This is a genomic window from Nocardia aurantia, from assembly GCF_009604425.1.
Taxonomy (GTDB): Bacteria; Actinomycetota; Actinomycetes; order Mycobacteriales; family Mycobacteriaceae; genus Nocardia; species Nocardia aurantia.
In genome coordinates this window covers 196,776-214,497 of sequence record NZ_WEGI01000004.1, presented here as the reverse complement: position 1 = coordinate 214,497, position 17,722 = coordinate 196,776, and the positions used below count along the sequence as shown (strand labels likewise).

The following is a 17,722-nucleotide window of genomic DNA, read 5'->3' as shown; positions in this document are numbered from 1 at the left end:
GCACTCACGGAATCAGCTTGCCGGGATTGAGGATTCCCGCCGGATCGACCGCCTGCTTCACCGCGCGCAGCACCCGCACCCCCGCCTCGCCGATCTCGGCGGTCAGCCACGGCCGATGGTCGGCGCCGACGGCGTGGTGATGGGTGATGGTGCCCCCGGCCGCGACGATCGCGTCCCCGGCGGCCCGCTTGGCGTGCTGCCAGCCGGCGATCGGGTCGTCGGCCTGCTTCGCGACGACGGTGAAGTACAGCGACGCGCCGGTGGGATAGGTGTGCGAGATGTGGCACATGATCAGCGGCGGCGTGCCCTGCGCGGTCAGCGCCTCGGTCAGCGCCGTCGTCACCGCCGCCTTCAACCGGGCCAGATTCGACCATCCGGTGGCGGTTTCCAGTGTCTCGCACAGGATTCCGACGTCCAGCAGAGCGTCCCGCAGATAGGGCGCGGCGAACCGGCCGTGTTCCCAGTCGCGCGCGGGCTGCTCACCGAGCGGGCTGCCGCCCGCGGCCGCGAGCAGCGCGTACGCCTCCGCGCTGCGGGCGGCCACATGGTCGGCGGTGCCCTCGAACGTGGTCACGGCCAGGCAGCCGCCGACCGGGCTGCCGCCGATGTCGCCGGCCCGTGCCAGATTGAGCCCGGTCTCGGCCTCGTCGGACAGCCGCAGCACCGTCGGCGCGGCCCCGGTCTGCACCACCCGCCGCAGCGCGGCCGCCCCGGCCTCGAAGTCGGGAAACGACCAGGCTTGGTAGGCAACGGTTTCCGGCACGGGATGCACCCGCAGCGTGACCGCCGTGACGATACCGAGCGTGCCCTCGGAGCCCGCGAACAGCTCCCGCAGGTCGGGCCCGGCGGCCGAGGCCGGCGCACGCCCGAGATCCAGTGTGCCCGTGGGGGTCGCGACGACCAGCCGCTGGATCATGTCGTCGAACCGGCCGTATCCGGCCGACGCCTGTCCCGAGGATCGGGTCGCCGCGAAGCCGCCGATACTGGCGAACTCGAAACTCTGCGGAAAATGCCCGAGCGACAACCCGTGCCGGGCCAGCAGCCGCTCCGCGTGTGGTCCGGTGAGGCCCGCGCCGAAAGTGGCCGTGCCACTGACCGGATCCACGTCGGTCAGCGTGTCCAGCCGCCGGAGATCCACGGCGACAACGGATCCGAATCGGCCACGGATCGGGTCGAGGCCGCCGACCACGCTGGTCCCGCCGCCGAACGGCACCACCGCGATCCCCCGGTCCGCACAGTAGGCCAGCAGCCGCAGCACCTCGTCGTGATCGGCGGGCGTGACGACCGCGTCCGGCGCGTCCTGTGGCCCGTCGGCGCGGCGGCGCAGCAGGTCCGGGGTGCTCTTGCCGCCGGCGTGCCGCAGCCGGGCCCGGTCACCGGTGTCCACCTCGGCGGCGCCCACCACCGCCGACAGCCCGGCCAGGTCCTCCGCGCCGAGCGCCGAAACCCGTAATGGCACATCCTCTTCGGCGCGACGGGTCACCGGTTCCCCGGAGATGCCGAACACCCCGGCCAGCAGGCGCCGGATCTGTTCCGGCAGCGCAGTGTGCCCGGCCGGCACACCCCACGCGTCCCAGATCATCTCCGGGCGGGTCTCGGCGGCGTCCTCGGAACTCGCCGTCCCGGTATGCATGATCTCGCCCATACGTTACAGTATGACACAGGATGTAAAGTGGTAACGAGGCCATCGAGGCCGGGTCGCCGGACGATTCGGACCGGACGGTTCCGCTCGATGTGCCGCGTTCCACCGCCTCGTCCACCCGACACGTCGCAGCCAGATCGCGAACCACGAGATCGCGGAGTCCAGATGTCCCCGACCGAACCCAGCTCCCGCAACGGCAGTTCACACCCCGAGCCGAACCCGGGGAGCCACTCGCATGCCACCCGAATCGGTCTGCCCAGCATCGAGTTCTCCGGCGGCCTGCCCGGCACCGGCAACATCGTCGCCGCCGACCTCGAAGCCCCGGACACCCGGTCGAACGCCGATTCTGCGGCTCCCGGAGCCCCCGCGGATCCGTCCGCGGTCGACGTCGCGATCCTCGACGCGGCCCGTGCCTGCGTCGCCGAGTTCGGGGTGCGGCGCACCACACTCACCGAAGTGGCCCGCCGTGCCGGAGTGAGCCGGCCCACCGTCTACCGCCGCTGGCCCGACACCGGCGCCCTGATCGCCGATCTGCTGGTCCGGGAGCTGCGCGACATCGTCGGGCACGCCATCCCCACCGTCGGCAGCGCACGAGCCCGGCTGCTCGACGGGATCGTCATCGGCGCCGACCGGATCCGCACCAACCCGTTGTTCGACAAGATCTTCCGCACCGACACCGACCTCATGCTGACGTACGTGTTCGGCCGGCTCGGCCGCAACCAGCGCGAGCTGATCCTGCTGTTCGGCGCGGTGATCCGGGAGGGTCAGCGGGACGGGTCGATCCGGGACGGCGATCCGGAGCAGCTGGCCACCATGCTGCTGCTCATCGCGCAGTCGGCGGTCCAGTCCGGCGACATGGTCCGCGACATCCTCGACGAACAGCATCTCGACGCCGAACTGGCCCGCGCGATCGACGGCTATCTCATTCCCGACGGCGCCGAACGCCTGGCCTGACACGCCACGACCGACAGGAGCTTGGATATGCGGGCACCCACGAGTTCGGCCCTGAACGCCGACCGGCGGCATCGGGAACTGCACGCGCTCGGCGACGCCGGCACCGTCGATGTGCTGGTGGTCGGCGGCGGTGTGACCGGCGCCGGCGTCGCGCTGGACGCGGCCAGTCGCGGCCTGCGGACCGTCCTGGTCGAACGGCACGACCTGGCCTTCGGAACCAGCAGGTGGAGTTCGAAACTGGTGCACGGCGGCCTGCGCTACCTGGCGAGCGGCGGGGTGGCGATCGCCCACGAGAGCGCGCTGGAGCGGCATGTGCTGATGACCACCACCGCACCGCATCTGACCCGCGCCCTGCCGCAGGTGGTGCCGCTGCTCCCCCGATTCGGCGCGACCCGCCGGACGGTCGTGCGCACCGGCTTCCTGGCCGGAGATGTGTTGCGGCGCAGCGCCGGAACCCACACCGCGGTCCTGCCGCGATCGCGCCGGGTACCCGCCGCCGAGGCGCTGCGCCTGGCGCCGACCCTGCGGCGCGGCGGGTTGCGCGGCGGCCTGCTGGCCTGGGACGGTCAGCTGGTCGACGACGCCCGGCTGGTCGTGACCATCGCGCGCACCGCGGCGGCGCACGGCGCCGACATCCTCACCCGGGTCGAGGCGCGCGAGATCACCGGCGATTCGGCGATGCTGCGCGATAGGCTGTCCGGCGAAACCCTCACCGTCCGAGCACGTTCGGTGATCAACGCCACCGGGGTCTGGGCCGACCGGCTGGACCCGGCCATCGAACTGCGACCCAGCCGCGGCACCCATCTGGTCTTCGACGCCGCGGCCTTCGGCGGCCTGACCGCCGCGCTCACCGTGCCGATCCCCGGCAGCACCAGCCGATTCGTCTTCGCACTGCCCGCTCCGCACGGGCGGGTGTACCTGGGTCTCACCGACGAGGACGCCCCGGGCCCGGTGCCCGACGAGCCGCGCCCGACCGACGCGGAGATCGACTTCCTGCTCGACACGGTCAACACGGTTCTGCGGGAACCGTTGCACCGCAGCGATATCCGTGGCAGCTTCGCCGGCCTGCGCCCGCTGCTGCGCACGGCGGCCGACAGCACCGCCGACATCTCCCGCGAGCACGCGGTACTCCGGTCGCCCGGCGGCCCGATCACCGTCGTCGGCGGCAAGCTCACCACCTACCGGAGGATGGCCCAGGACGCCGTCGACGCCGCGGTCGCGCACGCGGGCCTGACCGCCGGGCCGTGCCGCACCACGCGAATTCCGTTGGTGGGCGCCATCACCGGCACCGCCCGCGATCGCATCGCCGCCCCACCGGCGCTGGTGGAACGGTACGGCAGCGAGGCGCGCGCCGTCGTGGAGCTCGCGCGCCGCGACCCGGCTCTCGCGGAGCCGGTGGCGCCCGGAACCGATGTGCTGCGAGCCGAATTCGCGTACGCGGTCGGCCACGAGGGCGCCCTCGACGCCGCCGACCTGCTCGACCGCCGCACCCGCCTGGGCCTCGTCGCCGCCGACCGGGAAGCTGCCCGCCCCGCCGCCGAGGCCGCCCTCGCCTGACTACGCGGCAGTCCACTTGTCGGTGGTTGCCGCTACCGTGTCGCTCACCTCGGCACACCACACGAAGGGCGGGACATGGCCTCGATCACCCGGGAAATCACCATCGACGCGCCGCCGGACGAGGTGTGGGCCGTCATCTCCGACTTCGGCGGCGGCCCGGCCCGCATGGCCCCCGGCTTCGTAGCGGAGAGCCACGCGACCGGACCGGACACCCGCACGGTCACTTTCGTCAGCGGCACCGTCGTGCACGAGCGGCTGATCACCGTCGACCACGCCGCGCGCCGGTTCGTCTACGCCGTCTACGACGGAACCGTTCCGCTGCTCCACGACAACGCGGTGATGCAGGTGCTGCCCGCCGAGGGTGGCGGCACCCGGTTCGTATGGTCGCGGGATCTCTTGCCGGACAGTCTTGCCGGCCCCTTCGCCGCCAGTATGGAAACCGGATCGGAGACCTTCCGGCAGGCGATGGGACCGGCGTGACGATCCGCGTCAGATGGTGTTGCCGCCCAGGCTGAACGGGACGCCGCCGGGGTCCGCCACGGCGGCGAGCCGGCCGTACGGTGTGTTCTCCGGCTCGCGCTCGACCGAACCACCCAGTGCCACCACGGTTTTCACCGCGGCGTCGACATCCTCGACGCCGAAGTAGACCCGCCAGCCGCCGGGCGCCCCGGCGGGCAGGAAGGCCGCCGAGTCCATCACGCCGCCCAGCATCGGAGTGGCGGAATGGATGGTGGTGTATCGGAATTCGGGAGTGTCGGCGACCGTGAACGGATCCTGCCAGCCGAAGACCGTCCGGTAGAAGTCCAGGGCGGTGCCGTAGTCGCGGGTGTGCAGTTCGAACCAGGACGGGTGACCGACATGGTCACGCCAGACGCCGTCGCCCACGACACCCAGGGCACCGAAGCCCCGGTGCGTACCCGGCTGCCAGATGCCCACGCCGGAGCCGGCCGGATCGCCCAGCACGGCCATCTGCCCGAGATCGCCGACCGGCATCGGCGGCACCACCACCTGCGCGCCGTGCGCGACCGCGGCATCGGTGGTCGCCTGCGCGTCGGTGGTGTGCAGATAGACGGTCCACTGGTCGGGGCCGCCCGAGGTGCCGTCGTTGGGCATGCCGCCGGCGACCAGCTCGCCGTCCTTGCTGAAGTTGATGTATCCGCCGAACTCCTCGGCGCGCTCGGCGGTCCAGCCGAGCAGTTCGCCGTAGAAGGCGATGGCGCGATCGGCGTCGGAGGTGAACAGGTCCACCCAGCAGGGGTCCCCGGGACGGAAGGTGTAGGTCATGGTGTGTCTCCTCGGCAGTGGGTCGTTCGCAGATTGGACGGCGGTGGCGGGGAGAATTCATCGGTGGGCGGACAGCGCCCCCTTGACCTGAAGGATAGTTCAGGTTCGACGATGGGGACATGCCCGAAACGACAACAGCACTCATCACCGGCGCGTCGGCCGGCTTCGGCCGCGCGCTGGCCCTCGCCCTCGCCGAACGCGGCTGGGATCTGATCCTCACCGCGCGTCACCTCGAACCGCTGACCCGGGTGCGGGACGCGACCGGCGCCATCGCGCTGGCCGGCGACGTGGCCGATCCGGAGCACCGCACCCGCCTCGCCCGCGTGATCGGGGAGCTCGACCGCTTGGATCTGGTGGTCAACAACGCCGGCGCCCTCGGCCCGAGTCCGATGCCCGCTCTCGCCGACCTCGCACCGGCCGATCTCGGCGACATACTGACCACCAATGTGGTTGCGCCGCTGGCTGTTCTGCAACTGTCCCGATCGGCGCTGCGCGCCGCGCGCGGGATCGCGGTGAACATCAGCTCCGACGCGGCGGTCACCCCCTATGCCGGCTGGGGCGGTTACGGCTGCTCCAAGGCGGCACTGGATCACCTCACCGCGATCTACGGCGTCGAGAATCCCGACCTACGCGTCTACAGCTTCGATCCCGGCGATATGCGTACCGCGATGCATCAGGCCGCCTTCCCCGGCGAGGACATCTCGGACCGGCCGCAACCCGAGACGGTGGTCCCGGCCTTCCTGCACCTGATCGACACCCGTCCGCCGAGCGGCCGCCACCTCGCCGCCGATCTCGCGCCGATGCGCTGAAATCCCTGCCCGAGTGCGGTATTCGACTCCGCACAGGCAACCGAGCACGGCCGTCACTCCGGCCGGACGAAAGGATGTGCCCCGATGACCGTGGCACTGCACGAATTCACGGTACCCGCCGACCACGCGGCGACCGCACCCCCGGAGGCCCGCGGGCTCGCTCGGGACGAGGTACGAATGCTGGTGTCGGACAACGGGATACTGACCCACGGCAGATTCCGCGAGTTGCCCCGGTTCCTGCGGCCCGGCGATCTGCTGGTGGTCAACAATTCCGCGACGATCGACGCCGCGGTCGACGCGCGGTATCGCGGCCTGCCGGTGGTCGCACACTTCGCCACCGCCCTGGACGACGGTGCCTGGGTCCTGGAACTGCGCGATCCAGCGGGTGTCCCGCTGACCACCGCGGAACCGGAACCCGGTGCGCGCGTAAATCTTCCGGGTGCGGTGGCGACCCTGCACGGCCCCTGGCTACCACCCGCGCGGCGATTGTGGGTGGCCGAGGTCGACGCCGACGTGCCCGCACTGCTGGCCCGGCACGGCCGGCCGATCAGCTACGCCTACGTCACCGAACGCTGGTCGCCGGACTTCTACCGCACGGTATTCGGCCGCATCCCCGGCAGCGCCGAAATGCCCAGCGCGGCAAGACCATTCACCGATACCCTGGTGACCGGCCTGATCGCCGCCGGCATCACCGTCGCGCCGATCACCCTGCACACCGGGGTCTCCTCCCCCGAGACCGGCGAACCGCCGAGTCCGGAACGGTTCGCGGTACCGGCCGCCACCGCCCGGCTGGTGAACACCACCCACGCCGCCGACGGCCGAGTGGTGGCCGTCGGCACCACGGTCACCCGCGCCCTCGAATCCGCGGCCGACCCGGCCGGTCGAGTGCATCCGGCATCCGGCTGGACCGACCTGATCCTGGGCGGCGACCGTCCCGCGCGCACCGTCGACGGACTGATCACCGGCTGGCACGAGCCCGGCGCCTCCCACCTGCACCTGCTGGACGCGGTCGCGGGCCCGGAACAGGTCCGCGACGCCTACCGGGCCGCCCTCACCGCCGGATACCTCTGGCACGAGTTCGGCGATTCGGCCCTGCTCTTCGCGCCCGAGGACGGCGCCTAGTCCTCGCGGGCCTCGAGCTTGCCGACCAGCCGCTCCAGCATGCTTTCGAGTTGCCGCTCCTCGGCGGCCGTCAACTCGGCCAGCGCTCGCAGCGAACGCGCCTGACCGGCCCGGATCCGGTCGGCCAGCTCCCGACCGGCCTCGGTGGCGACCAGGTATTTCACCCGCCGATCCGCCGGATTCACCGTGCGCCGCACGAGCCCGCGCGCCTCCATCCGGTCCGCGACCCCGGTGAGATTCGACGGGTCGCAGGTCAGCCGGCTCGCCAGCACCCGCATCGGCAATTCCGAGGGCGGTTCGTTGAGCGCGAGCAGCATCTTGGCCTGCGTCAACGTCAGGCCGTGCCCCTCGGCGGACGCGAGGAATTCCTCGAGATAGGCCGACACGAAGCGCGCGACCAGCAACGCCAGCGGGCTCGGCGGTGTGTCGGGGCTCATAGATCCGATGGTACCGCCACGTTTGACAACCCAGATCATTGAACCTTTAGATGATTGAAGTCCTCAAGTAATTCGATGTGAGTCTTCCGGAGGTGACCGGGTGGAGCGAAAAGGGTTGTCACTGACCGCCGCGCTGGCGTTCGCGGCGATGATCGTGACCCTGATGCAGACCCAAGCCGTGCCGATCCTGGGCCTGATCGCCACGGACCTGCACGAATCGACGACATCGGTCAGCTGGGTGACCACCTCGACGCTGCTGGCCGCCGCGGTCTTCACCCCGCTGCTGGGCCGCATGGGCGATCTGTACGGCAAGAAGCCCACCCTGCTGGGGGTGCTGGCCGTCGCGGTGGTCGGTTCGGTGGTCTCCGCACTCGCGGATTCCCTCGCCGTACTGCTCGTGGGCCGCGCGCTGCAGGGCGTCGCGACCGCGATCTTCCCGCTGGCGCTCGCGGTGCTGCGGGAACACATTCCGGCGCGCCGGCTGCACGGCGCGATGGCGATCGTCAGCGGCACCCTGGGCTTCGGCGGCGGCATCGGCCTGGTGTCCACCGGCCTGCTGACCAAGGGTCACGACGCCGACTACCACGTGGTGTTCTGGTTCACCGCCGCGCTGTCGATCCTCGCGCTGATCGCGACGGCGGTCGCGGTCCCGGCCGCCTCGCAGCGGCATCCCGGCAGCGTCGACGTGCCCGGCGCGCTGACTCTCGGCGGCTTCCTGGTCCTGCTGTTGCTGCCGATCTCCCAGGGCCACACCTGGGGCTGGACCTCCGCCGGCACGCTGGGCTGCTTCGCCGCCGCGATCGTGCTCGCGATCCTGTGGGTGATCACCGAACGCAAGGTGCCGGTGCCGCTGGTGGATCTGGACATGTTCACGCATCGGCCGGTGCTGTTCACCAACCTGGCCGGCCTGCTCATCGGTTTCGCGATGTTCCTGCAGTTCACCGGCGTGTCATACCTCTCGCAGATCCCGGCCCGGGCCGCCGGTTACGGTTTCGGCGCCTCGATCCTGCGCGCCTCGGTGCAGTACCTCCTGCCCGGCACGCTCGCCATGATGGTGGCCGCCCCGATCGGCGGGCTGCTGGTCGGCCGGCTCGGCGGCCGCTGGGTGCTCGCGCTGTCCGGCCTGGTCGGCACGATCGGATTCGGCTGGCTGGCACTGCAACACGACGACACCACCCCGGTGATCCTGTCCGGCGTGGTGGTCGGTGTGGCGATCAGCTTCGCCTACGCCGCCATGCCCGCCCTGATCGCCGCCGGTGTCCCGCACCATCAGAGCGGCGTCGCCAACGGCATCAACTCCATCTCCCGCACGGTCGGCAGCTCTCTGGGCAGCGCCATCATCACCACCCTGCTCACCGGGAAACTGCTCCCGCACCTGTCCCTGCCGCAGGAAGGCCAGTTCACTCTGGCCTTCTGGGTCGGCGCAGGCGCTTGTGCCGCAACGATTCTCGCGGCGGTACTGGGCCTGCGGCCCGCACGGCCCGGCGCGACGACCGAGGTCGCGTCCTCGGCCACGGCGGAACCGGCCACCGTCGGCTGACAACTGGAACCGGCTGACCGCCGACGGCATCCGCACCCGGATGAGCGCCTGCCACAGGCGCCCATCCGGGTCGGTCTCAGAGCGCTCCGGGTCGGTCTCAGAGTGCGAAGGCGACCGAGCGAAGGACGATCGCCGCCAGGAACACCAGGGTGAACGCCAGGTCGATCGACATCCCGCCCGCGCGCACCGGCGGCAGCACCCGACGTACCGGCGCGATCACCGGTTCGGTCGACGCGTAGGCGACCCGGCGGCCCCGGCGGGCCCACTCCGAACGGCCGCCGAGGACCTCGGCCCAGTCCAGCACCATCCGCGCGAGCAGCAACACGATGAACACCGTCAGGACGATTCCGAGCAGCGTGCCGATGAGGCTCATGACGCACTCTCCTTCGTGATGAGCCGGGTCCCGAGATCCGGCTCGATACCTGGTCAACGCGCGACAACCGTTCGGAGTGTCGCACATCTCCGGTTCTCAGGAAGTTGTCAGACGGGTTCGATGGGCCGCTCGCCGGGCCACGGTCGGCCGGACCGCGTGGTGCACCCGAGCATATAATAGGCATGGACATATAATATGCCTGCGCTTACCATTCGGATATGGCAGACATCCGAGAACTGAACCGCCACGCCGTCGACTACAGCGTCACCTTCGTCTCCCGAATCACCGCCGCCGACCTCGGCCGGAAAACCCCGTGTTCCGCCTGGACACTGGCAGATCTGTTGTCCCACATGACCGTTCAGCATCACGGCTTCGCCGCCGCGGCCCGCGGGACCGGCGCCGATCCGGCGGTCTGGGCGCCTCGGCCACTCGCCGGCGATCCCGTTGCCGATTACACCGCGGCGGCGGCCGATGTGACCGCCGCCTACGCGGAACCCGGTGTGCTGGAACGGGATTTCGACCTTCCCGAATTCGGCCCCGGTTTCCGTGTCCCCGGCGCCGTGGCCATCGGCTTCCATTTCATCGACTACGTCGTGCATGGCTGGGACGTCGCTCGCGCCCTGGGCGAGGAGTACCGGCTCGACGACGCGCTCGCCGAACCGGCGCTGCGGATCGCGGCGGCGGTACCCAACGGCGACGAAAGGCTGCGTCCCGGTGCGGCATTCGCCCCCGCGCTGCCGGAAAGCGACGCCACGCCGCTCGACCGCGTCCTCACCTTGCTGGGCCGCTCACCCGGCTGGCCGCACTGACGCCGCGACAGGTTCGATCAGCGGGGACCCGACCGCCACGGACTCTGTGCAGGCCGCGAGGTTCAGGGTATTGTGCCGCATCGATCCGGCTCGGCCCGGCCACGGGAGCTGAGAAGGTGAGAAGGGTGGCGATACCGATCTCCCCGCGTGCCCTGAATGCGGCCGAGCGCGCTCTGCTGGTGCACATTCTGTCCGTCGAGTTCGCCGGTGCGGCGGAGTTGCGAAGCCAGATCGAGCAGGTGGAGGTCACGGCCATCCGGACATCCCATTCGGTGAGCGTCGATTTCCGGGTTCGCGAACCGCTAAGACGAGCGACCGCGCTCACGAACCTCGTGCCGGTGGACGCCCACGTCCTGGATGGGGCGGGTGAATACCTCGGCGAGGTGTTGGTATGGATCGAGGACGGCGCGCTGGCGGGACTCGAATACGCCTGGGTCACCGACGACATGCCGACCCGCCTCCCGGAGATTGCCTCGATTCGGCTCCGATCGAACTGAACCGCACCGGATTCGCCGCGGTGGAGACCCGGCGTCGCCAGCTCGCCGCGGCGAGGTCCGGCGCTGCCGCACGTTCGCCACGGCGGAGATACGCGGGGACAGGGAACGTAGAGTGTGTCCGCATGGCGAAGACGGAACGCCCGGATCTGGCGGCGATGATGGTGCCGCTCGCTCGTGCCCTCGTGGCGGCGGAACGGCCGGTCCTGGATTCCCATGGGCTCACCATGTGGGCGTATTCGGTACTCCTCGCGCTGGGCCGCGCGCCGACGCGCGGTCAGGGCTTGCTCGCCGAGGAGATCGGCGCCGACAAGACCCGCATCATCGCGGTGCTGGACGACCTGCAGGAACGTGGGCTGATCGAACGCCGCCCCGATCCGGCCGACCGGCGCGCGCGGTTGCTCGCGCTGACCCCGGCCGGCCGGCGGCTGCGTGACGCCGCTCAGTCGGCGATCCAGGCGAAGGAGGAGCAGTTGCTCGGCCGCCTCGACCCGGCGGACCGCCGGGGTTTCCTCAACACACTGGCCGCATTGACCGCTCTCCCTCGCGCGGAGATCGTCGGGGACAGCGCCACCGGCGAGTGACGCTGTCCGCGTGCCCTTCCATCCGCACCCCCCGGATCGCCTCCCGGCATTCGCGGTATACCCGTGCGTCGGACCGGTGACGACCGGTGGACCGGCCGCGCCCGTGGCGGAGATCCTCGTCGATCTCCCGTGGTTCGCCGTTGAACCTTGCCCGATAACAATCAGATCGAGCCGCCGCCATCACCCGTTACGACGCCCCGGCAGCCGGATGTTCATCGGCGCCGGATCGCGCAGCGGCACCCGGCCGCGTGGCGCGGCGATCACCGCCGCGGCCGCGATCGCGACCATGAGCGCCGCGGCGATCAGCATGACCGTGAACCCCGCCGCGGACATATCCGCGCGATGGGAGGCGTGGTAGATCAGGTGCGGCACACCGAACACCAGCCACACCACCCCCGTCACCCGGGACAACAGGCTGTCGGCCAGTGCGAAGGCGATCGCGGCGAGCACCCCGAGCGCCAGGAAGAACGCGCCCGCGTCGACCGCCAGATGCTGGTTGTACGGGCCGCCCATCGGCACCCAGTTCAACCCGAACGGGAAACTCCGGAACCAGGCCGCGGGCGCGGCGAGCGCCCACACCCCTGTCACCACCCCGATCACCGCCAGCAGCGCCGTCGCGATCCGCGTAACGAGCCATCGCCGCCGGTCCACATCCAAGCGCATACGCACCCGCAGCCCGTCACCGAACCGCTCCACCGAAATACGCATCGGGCCCTCCCTCCGATCGCCGGTTACGCAGCCACGGTAGCGCGAGGGTCCGACAACAACGTCAGATCGGCTCGAACTGCAATTCCGCCGGATCCCAGTAGGCCCGCATGCTGACGATGCGGCCCTCGTCGTCGAATTCCATGACATCGATCGCCGACAGCGTCATGCGGTGCCCGTTCACCTCGGTGACCAACGTGAACCAGAACGCCGCATGGGTGCCGTTGACGCGCGCGGTGTGCAGTTCCGCCTTGCGCTGCTCCATCACGTCCAGCGCGGCATACAGTTCCTCGATCGCCGCACCGCGGCGCGGTTCGCTGCCGATCGGATCCTCGACCACCGCATCCGGCGCGTACAGTGCGGCGAGCTTCGGCGCCGGGCCGGTCGTCATCAGCTCCACGTACTGCTCGATCGTCTCGCGAATCGCCTGCGCCATCTCGACTCCCACCGAATTGGAACGTGTTCTAGATGGCGAGGGTAGCACTCCGGCGGGCGACGCGATGGGCTCCCGTGTAGATGTTCATCGTCTCGCCGCGGACGAATCCGGCGAGGGTGAGCCCGCTGCCGGCGGCCAGGTCCACGGCCAGCGAACTGGGCGCCGAAACCGCCGCGAGCACCGGGATCCCGGCCATGACCGCCTTCTGCACCAGCTCGAACGAGGCGCGGCCGGAGACCACCAGCACCAGCTCACCGGCGGGAATCCGGTCCTCGCGCATCGCCGCGCCGATCACCTTGTCGACGGCGTTGTGCCGCCCGACGTCCTCGCGCACCGCGAGCGCGACCCCGTCCGAGGTGAACAGACCCGCCGCGTGCAACCCACCGGTGGCATCGAAAACCGCCTGACGGGAACGCAATTCGCCGGGCAGCGCCGCCAGCACGGCGGCGTCCACCACCGGCCCCTCGGCGGGCAGCGGATACCGGCTGCGGGCGTGCACCTCGTCCAGCGAGGTCTTGCCGCACAGGCCGCAGGCGCTGGTGGTCGGGAAACTCCGAGCGAGTATCGGTGTGGCCGTGCGCAATCGGATGTCGAGCACGTTGTAGGTGTTGCGGCCGTCCTCGTCGGTGCCCGCGCAGTAGCGGGCCGACACGATATCGTCGGCGCTGCCGATGATGTTCTCGCTCAGCAGGAATCCGTGCGCGAGATCGACATCGTTACCCGGCGTGCGCATCGTCACCGTCAGCGACTGCCCGTCGATCCGCAGTTCCAGCGGTTCCTCCACCGCCAGCGAGTCCGGGCGCCGGATCTCCCCCGCCGGGGTGATCCGCACCATGCGGCGACGGGCGGTGACCCGGCTCATGACGCCGCGACGGTCGTGTGGACGTGCGGCTCGAGCCGGACCGGGACCGCCTTCGACACCGGCGTATTCGACCGTTCGGCAACATGATCCAGCGGCACCAGCGGATTGGTCTCCGGATAGTAGGCGGCGGCATTACCACGCGGCGTGGAATACCCGACGACCCGGAATCCGGTGACCCGGCGCTCACCGTCCGCCCATTCGGAGATCACGTCGACCAGATCCCCGTCGGCGAGGCCGAGCGCGGTGATGTCCTCCGGGTTGACCAGAATCACCTTGCGGCCGTTGTGAATTCCGCGATAACGATCGTCCAGGCCGTAGATCGTGGTGTTGTACTGGTCGTGGCTGCGCAGCGTCTGCAGGATCAGCCGGCCCGCGGGCACCGGCAGCCAGTGCAGGTCGTTCACCGCGAAGTTCGCCTTCCCCGTGGCGGTCCGGAACTCCCGCGCGTCCCGGGGCGGGTGCGGAAGCTGGAAACCGTTGCGCTGCCGCACCTTGGCGTTGTAGTCGGCGCAGCCGGGGACGACGCGGGCGATCGCGTCGCGGATCCGATCGTAGTCGGACCGGAACCGCGCCCACGGCACCGGATGATCGGGCCCGAACAGCGCCAGCGCCAGCTCGCAGACGATCGCGACCTCGCTGCGCAGATGCTCGCTCACCGGGGTCAGCCGGCCCGTGGACAGATGCACCATGGACATCGAATCCTCCACCGACACCTGCTGTTTGCGGCCGTCCGGGCTCACGTCCGCGTCGGTGCGGCCGAGCGTGGGCAGGATCAGCGCGGTGTGCCCGTGCACCACGTGACTGCGGTTCAGCTTCGTCGAAACCTGTACCGTCAGTGCGCAACCGCGCAGGCCCGCCTCGGTGACCCCGGTGTCGGGGGTGGCGGAGACGAAATTGCCGCCCATCCCGACGAACACCTTCGCCCGGCCGTCGCGCATCGCGCGGATCGCGTCCACCGTGTCGTAGCCGTGCGCGCGCGGGCTGGTGATGCCGAATTCGGTGTCGAGTGCGGCCAGGAACGTCTCGGGCATCCGCTCCCAGATGCCCATCGTCCGGTCGCCCTGGACGTTGGAATGTCCGCGCACCGGGCACACCCCCGCCCCGGGCTTGCCGATCATGCCGCGCAGCAGCAACAGGTTGGTGGCCTCCTCGATGGTCGCCACGCCGTGCCGCTGCTGGGTCAGGCCCATCGCCCAGCAGATGATGGTCGATGTCGATTCGGCCAGCATCCGGGCGGTCCGCTCCAGCTGCTCCCGGGACAGGCCCGTCGCCTCCTCGACGACCGCGAGATCGACGGCACGGCAATGCTTCTCGTACTCGGCGAAGCCGGCGGTGTGCGCGTCGACGAAGACGTGGTCGACCACCGTGCCCGGCGCCCGGTCCTCCGCCTCGAACAGCAGTTTCGCCAGCCCCTGGAACAGGGCCATATCGCCACCGAGACGGATCTGCAGGAAGTCGTCGGCGATCGCGACGCCGGTGGTGAAACCCTTCACGGTCTGCGGATCGCGGAAACCGAGCAGGCCGGTCTCGGGCAGCGGATTCACCGCGATCACCCGAGCGCCGGCCACCTTGGCCTTCTGCAGCGCCGACAACATCCGGGGATGGTTGGTGCCCGGATTCTGGCCGGCCACCACGACCAGATCGGCGTGCTCGAAATCATCGATCGAGACCGACCCCTTGCCGATGCCGATCGAGCCGGTCAGCGCCGTACCGGACGATTCGTGACACATGTTGGAGCAGTCCGGCAGGTTGTTGGTGCCGAAGCTGCGGACCAGCAGCTGATACAGGAAGGCCGTCTCGTTGGCGGTACGCCCGGAGGTGTAGAACAGCGCCTCGTCCGGCGAGTCCAGTCCGCGCAGCGTCTCGGCGATCAGCCGGTAGGCGTCGTCCCAGGAGATCGGCGCATAGTGTGTGGCTCCGGGGCGCAGCACCATCGGATGCGTCAAGCGGCCTTGCTGACCGAGCCAGTATCCGGACCTTCCGGACAGATCGGCGATCGAGTGCTCCGCGAAGAATTCGGGGGTGACGGTGCGCAGTGTCGCCTCCTCGGCGACCGCCTTCGCGCCGTTCTCGCAGAACTCCGCGGGCCGGCGATGCCCGCTCGGTTCGGGCCACGCGCAACCCGGGCAGTCGAAGCCGTGCTGCTGATTCAGCCGGCTCAGCGTGCGGGCGGTCCGTACCACGCCCATCTCCTCGACGGCGCGCTCCAGCGCGACCGCCACCGCCGTCACGCCGGCGGCCTGCTGCTTCGGCGGGGTGACCGTGAGCCTGGCCTCGTCGATATCACGGGTGGGGGCGTTACGGTGCATGGTTCTATCGTCCTCCTACCGGAGCAGGCCCGAACAATCGGCGTCTCCCGATGTCGAAGCCTACGCCGAGGGGCCCGATTCGTCCCATGACCAGGCGCGCATCCCCGGCACACTGAGATTGCCCGGCACGCACGACTCCGCCCCCGGACGAAGCCGGGGGCGGGGGCCGAACACACGAGTTCGTCGTGGCGCGGCAGTCGACTAGGCGGTCTTCTCGCGGCGCTCCGGTGGCTGCCGCTTGCGCGGCACGATGGTCGGCAGCACGTTGTCGTTGACGGTGTCGGCGTTGACGACCACCTTCGCGACATCGTCGCGACTGGGGATGTCGTACATCACCGGCAGCAGCACTTCCTCCATGATGGCGCGCAGGCCGCGGGCGCCGGTGCCACGCAGGATCGCCTGATCCGCAACGGCTTCCAACGCGTCCGTGGTGAATTCCAGGTCCACGCCGTCCATTTCGAACAACCGCACGTACTGCTTCACGAGCGCGTTCTTCGGCTCGGACAGGATGCGCACCAGCGATTCCTTGTCCAGGTTGGTGACCGAGGCGACGACCGGCAGCCGGCCGATGAACTCGGGGATCAGGCCGAACTTGATCAGATCCTCCGGCATGACATCGGCGAACCGGTCGCTGGTGTCGATATCGGCCTTCGACCGCACCTCGGAGCCGAAACCGATGCCGCGCTTGCCCACCCGGTCCTGCACGATCCGCTCGAGCCCCGCGAACGCGCCCGCCACGATGAACAGCACGTTGGTGGTGTCGATCTGGATGAATTCCTGATGCGGATGCTTGCGGCCACCCTGCGGCGGCACGCTCGCCTGGGTGCCCTCGAGGATCTTCAGCAGTGCCTGCTGCACGCCCTCGCCGGACACATCCCGGGTGATCGACGGATTCTCCGACTTGCGGGCGATCTTGTCGACCTCGTCGATGTAGATGATGCCCGTCTCGGCGCGCTTGACGTCGTAGTCGGCGGCCTGGATGAGCTTCAGCAGGATGTTCTCGACGTCCTCGCCGACGTAACCGGCCTCCGTGAGCGCGGTGGCGTCGGCGATGGCGAACGGGACGTTCAGCATCTTCGCCAGCGTCTGCGCGAGATAGGTCTTACCGCAGCCGGTGGGGCCCAGCATCAGAATGTTCGATTTGGCCAATTCGACCGGTTCGCCGCGATTGTCCCGGCCTTTGTCCCCGGCCTGAATACGCTTGTAGTGGTTGTACACCGCGACGGCGAGGGTGCGCTTGGCGGAATCCTGCCCGATGACGTACTGCTCCAGGAAGTCGCGGATCTCCTGCGGCTTCGGCAGCTCGTCGAGCTTCACCTCACTGGATTCGGCCAGTTCCTCTTCGATGATCTCGTTGCACAGATCGATGCACTCGTCGCAGATGTACACCCCCGGTCCCGCAATGAGCTTCTTGACCTGCTTCTGGCTCTTTCCGCAGAAAGAGCACTTCAGCAGATCGCCGCCATCACCGATGCGCGCCATCTCGTGGGTCCCTACTTCCTTGTCCGCGTGCAACCGTCTGTCCCGGCTGCCGACAAGCCATCTGCGAACAACGCTACCCGTCGCACAACCATCAGTATCTCGCGCCGGCCACATTTCGGCGCGGCCAGATGGGGGTGGGCACCGGTTCGCCTTCGACTCCATTCGGCAACCATGAGCAAAGGTCCCTAGAGTGACCGTACCCGGAACGCGCGATCGAGGTCGACAACTTGAGCACGTTTCTCGTCACGGGAGTGTCCCGGTCCGTCACGCCTGCCACTTCTGCTCCGGAAAAACCCTCGCCGACCGCTGCCGGCGAGGGATCC

Annotated in this window: 18 protein-coding genes; 9 read left to right on the top strand and 9 right to left on the bottom strand. The window is 69.8% G+C overall.

From position 1 onward, the window contains the following. Positions 1–4 precede the first annotated feature (4 nt). The gene (locus NRB56_RS10310; RefSeq protein ID WP_406603456.1) at positions 5–1,645 is read right to left on the bottom strand and encodes an FAD-binding oxidoreductase; all 1,641 of its coding nucleotides are present in this window, start codon (positions 1,643–1,645) and stop codon (positions 5–7) included. Positions 1,646–2,035: 390 nt separating this feature from the next. Here NRB56_RS10310 and NRB56_RS10305 point away from each other — a divergent pair, with 390 nt between their 5' ends. The 3 genes from NRB56_RS10305 (at position 2,036) to NRB56_RS10295 (ending at position 4,633) form a co-directional block, all read left to right on the top strand. Beyond that, positions 2,036–2,596 carry a TetR/AcrR family transcriptional regulator gene (locus NRB56_RS10305; protein ID WP_406603465.1) on the top strand — a complete coding sequence of 187 codons (561 nt, stop codon included), beginning with the start codon at positions 2,036–2,038 and terminating at the stop codon, positions 2,594–2,596. A gap of 27 nt (positions 2,597–2,623) precedes the next feature. Then, on the top strand, positions 2,624–4,153 hold the full coding sequence (locus NRB56_RS10300) for a glycerol-3-phosphate dehydrogenase/oxidase (protein ID WP_153340804.1): 1,530 nt from the start codon (positions 2,624–2,626) through the stop codon (positions 4,151–4,153). Positions 4,154–4,228: 75 nt separating this feature from the next. Continuing rightward, a complete protein-coding gene (locus tag NRB56_RS10295) occupies positions 4,229–4,633 on the top strand; it encodes an SRPBCC family protein (RefSeq protein WP_153340802.1) in 405 nt (134 codons plus the stop codon). Positions 4,634–4,642: 9 nt separating this feature from the next. Here NRB56_RS10295 and NRB56_RS10290 read toward each other — a convergent pair whose 3' ends face one another. Next, positions 4,643–5,437, bottom strand: coding sequence for a VOC family protein (locus tag NRB56_RS10290; RefSeq protein ID WP_153340800.1), 795 nt, complete (start codon positions 5,435–5,437; stop codon positions 4,643–4,645). Between the two features lie 119 nt (positions 5,438–5,556). Between NRB56_RS10290 and NRB56_RS10285 the strand changes: the two genes are divergently transcribed. Next, the gene (locus NRB56_RS10285; RefSeq protein ID WP_153340798.1) at positions 5,557–6,246 is read left to right on the top strand and encodes an SDR family NAD(P)-dependent oxidoreductase; all 690 of its coding nucleotides are present in this window, start codon (positions 5,557–5,559) and stop codon (positions 6,244–6,246) included. Positions 6,247–6,330: 84 nt separating this feature from the next. Then, complete coding sequence (locus tag NRB56_RS10280) at positions 6,331–7,368, top strand: S-adenosylmethionine:tRNA ribosyltransferase-isomerase (protein WP_153340796.1); 1,038 nt, start codon at positions 6,331–6,333, stop codon at positions 7,366–7,368. On the opposite strand, the gene NRB56_RS10275 is transcribed toward NRB56_RS10280, so the two are convergent. Further along, positions 7,365–7,805, bottom strand: coding sequence for a MarR family winged helix-turn-helix transcriptional regulator (locus NRB56_RS10275; protein ID WP_153340794.1), 441 nt, complete (start codon positions 7,803–7,805; stop codon positions 7,365–7,367). The two genes, NRB56_RS10280 and NRB56_RS10275, sit on opposite strands and share 4 nt — an antisense overlap. Before the next feature lie 100 nt (positions 7,806–7,905). Between NRB56_RS10275 and NRB56_RS10270 the strand changes: the two genes are divergently transcribed. Next, complete coding sequence (locus tag NRB56_RS10270) at positions 7,906–9,345, top strand: MFS transporter (RefSeq protein WP_319942800.1); 1,440 nt, start codon at positions 7,906–7,908, stop codon at positions 9,343–9,345. A gap of 97 nt (positions 9,346–9,442) precedes the next feature. On the opposite strand, the gene NRB56_RS10265 is transcribed toward NRB56_RS10270, so the two are convergent. Next, positions 9,443–9,718 carry a YggT family protein gene (locus NRB56_RS10265; protein ID WP_153340792.1) on the bottom strand — a complete coding sequence of 92 codons (276 nt, stop codon included), beginning with the start codon at positions 9,716–9,718 and terminating at the stop codon, positions 9,443–9,445. Positions 9,719–9,936: 218 nt separating this feature from the next. Between NRB56_RS10265 and NRB56_RS10260 the strand changes: the two genes are divergently transcribed. The 3 genes from NRB56_RS10260 (at position 9,937) to NRB56_RS10250 (ending at position 11,605) form a co-directional block, all read left to right on the top strand. Continuing rightward, complete coding sequence (locus tag NRB56_RS10260; protein ID WP_153340790.1) at positions 9,937–10,527, top strand: TIGR03086 family metal-binding protein; 591 nt, start codon at positions 9,937–9,939, stop codon at positions 10,525–10,527. A 125-nt stretch (positions 10,528–10,652) separates the two neighbouring features. Beyond that, positions 10,653–11,024, top strand: a complete 372-nt coding sequence (locus NRB56_RS10255) for a hypothetical protein (RefSeq protein ID WP_153340788.1) — start codon at positions 10,653–10,655, stop codon at positions 11,022–11,024. A 122-nt stretch (positions 11,025–11,146) separates the two neighbouring features. Beyond that, complete coding sequence (locus NRB56_RS10250; RefSeq protein ID WP_153340787.1) at positions 11,147–11,605, top strand: MarR family winged helix-turn-helix transcriptional regulator; 459 nt, start codon at positions 11,147–11,149, stop codon at positions 11,603–11,605. 180 nt (positions 11,606–11,785) lie between these two features. Here the strand turns inward: NRB56_RS10250 and NRB56_RS10245 are convergent, their stop codons facing one another. The 5 genes from NRB56_RS10245 to clpX form a co-directional block, all read right to left on the bottom strand. Next, on the bottom strand, positions 11,786–12,313 hold the full coding sequence (locus NRB56_RS10245; protein ID WP_153340785.1) for a hypothetical protein: 528 nt from the start codon (positions 12,311–12,313) through the stop codon (positions 11,786–11,788). A gap of 61 nt (positions 12,314–12,374) precedes the next feature. Beyond that, positions 12,375–12,746, bottom strand: coding sequence for a nuclear transport factor 2 family protein (locus tag NRB56_RS10240; RefSeq protein WP_153340784.1), 372 nt, complete (start codon positions 12,744–12,746; stop codon positions 12,375–12,377). A 28-nt stretch (positions 12,747–12,774) separates the two neighbouring features. Beyond that, on the bottom strand, positions 12,775–13,608 hold the full coding sequence (gene fdhD, locus NRB56_RS10235; RefSeq protein ID WP_153340782.1) for a formate dehydrogenase accessory sulfurtransferase FdhD: 834 nt from the start codon (positions 13,606–13,608) through the stop codon (positions 12,775–12,777). Further along, on the bottom strand, positions 13,605–15,917 hold the full coding sequence (locus tag NRB56_RS10230) for an FdhF/YdeP family oxidoreductase (protein WP_153340780.1): 2,313 nt from the start codon (positions 15,915–15,917) through the stop codon (positions 13,605–13,607). The genes fdhD and NRB56_RS10230 overlap by 4 nt, the downstream gene beginning before the upstream one ends. A gap of 201 nt (positions 15,918–16,118) precedes the next feature. Next, positions 16,119–17,399, bottom strand: a complete 1,281-nt coding sequence (clpX, locus tag NRB56_RS10225; protein ID WP_153340778.1) for an ATP-dependent Clp protease ATP-binding subunit ClpX — start codon at positions 17,397–17,399, stop codon at positions 16,119–16,121. Positions 17,400–17,722: the final 323 nt, after the last annotated feature.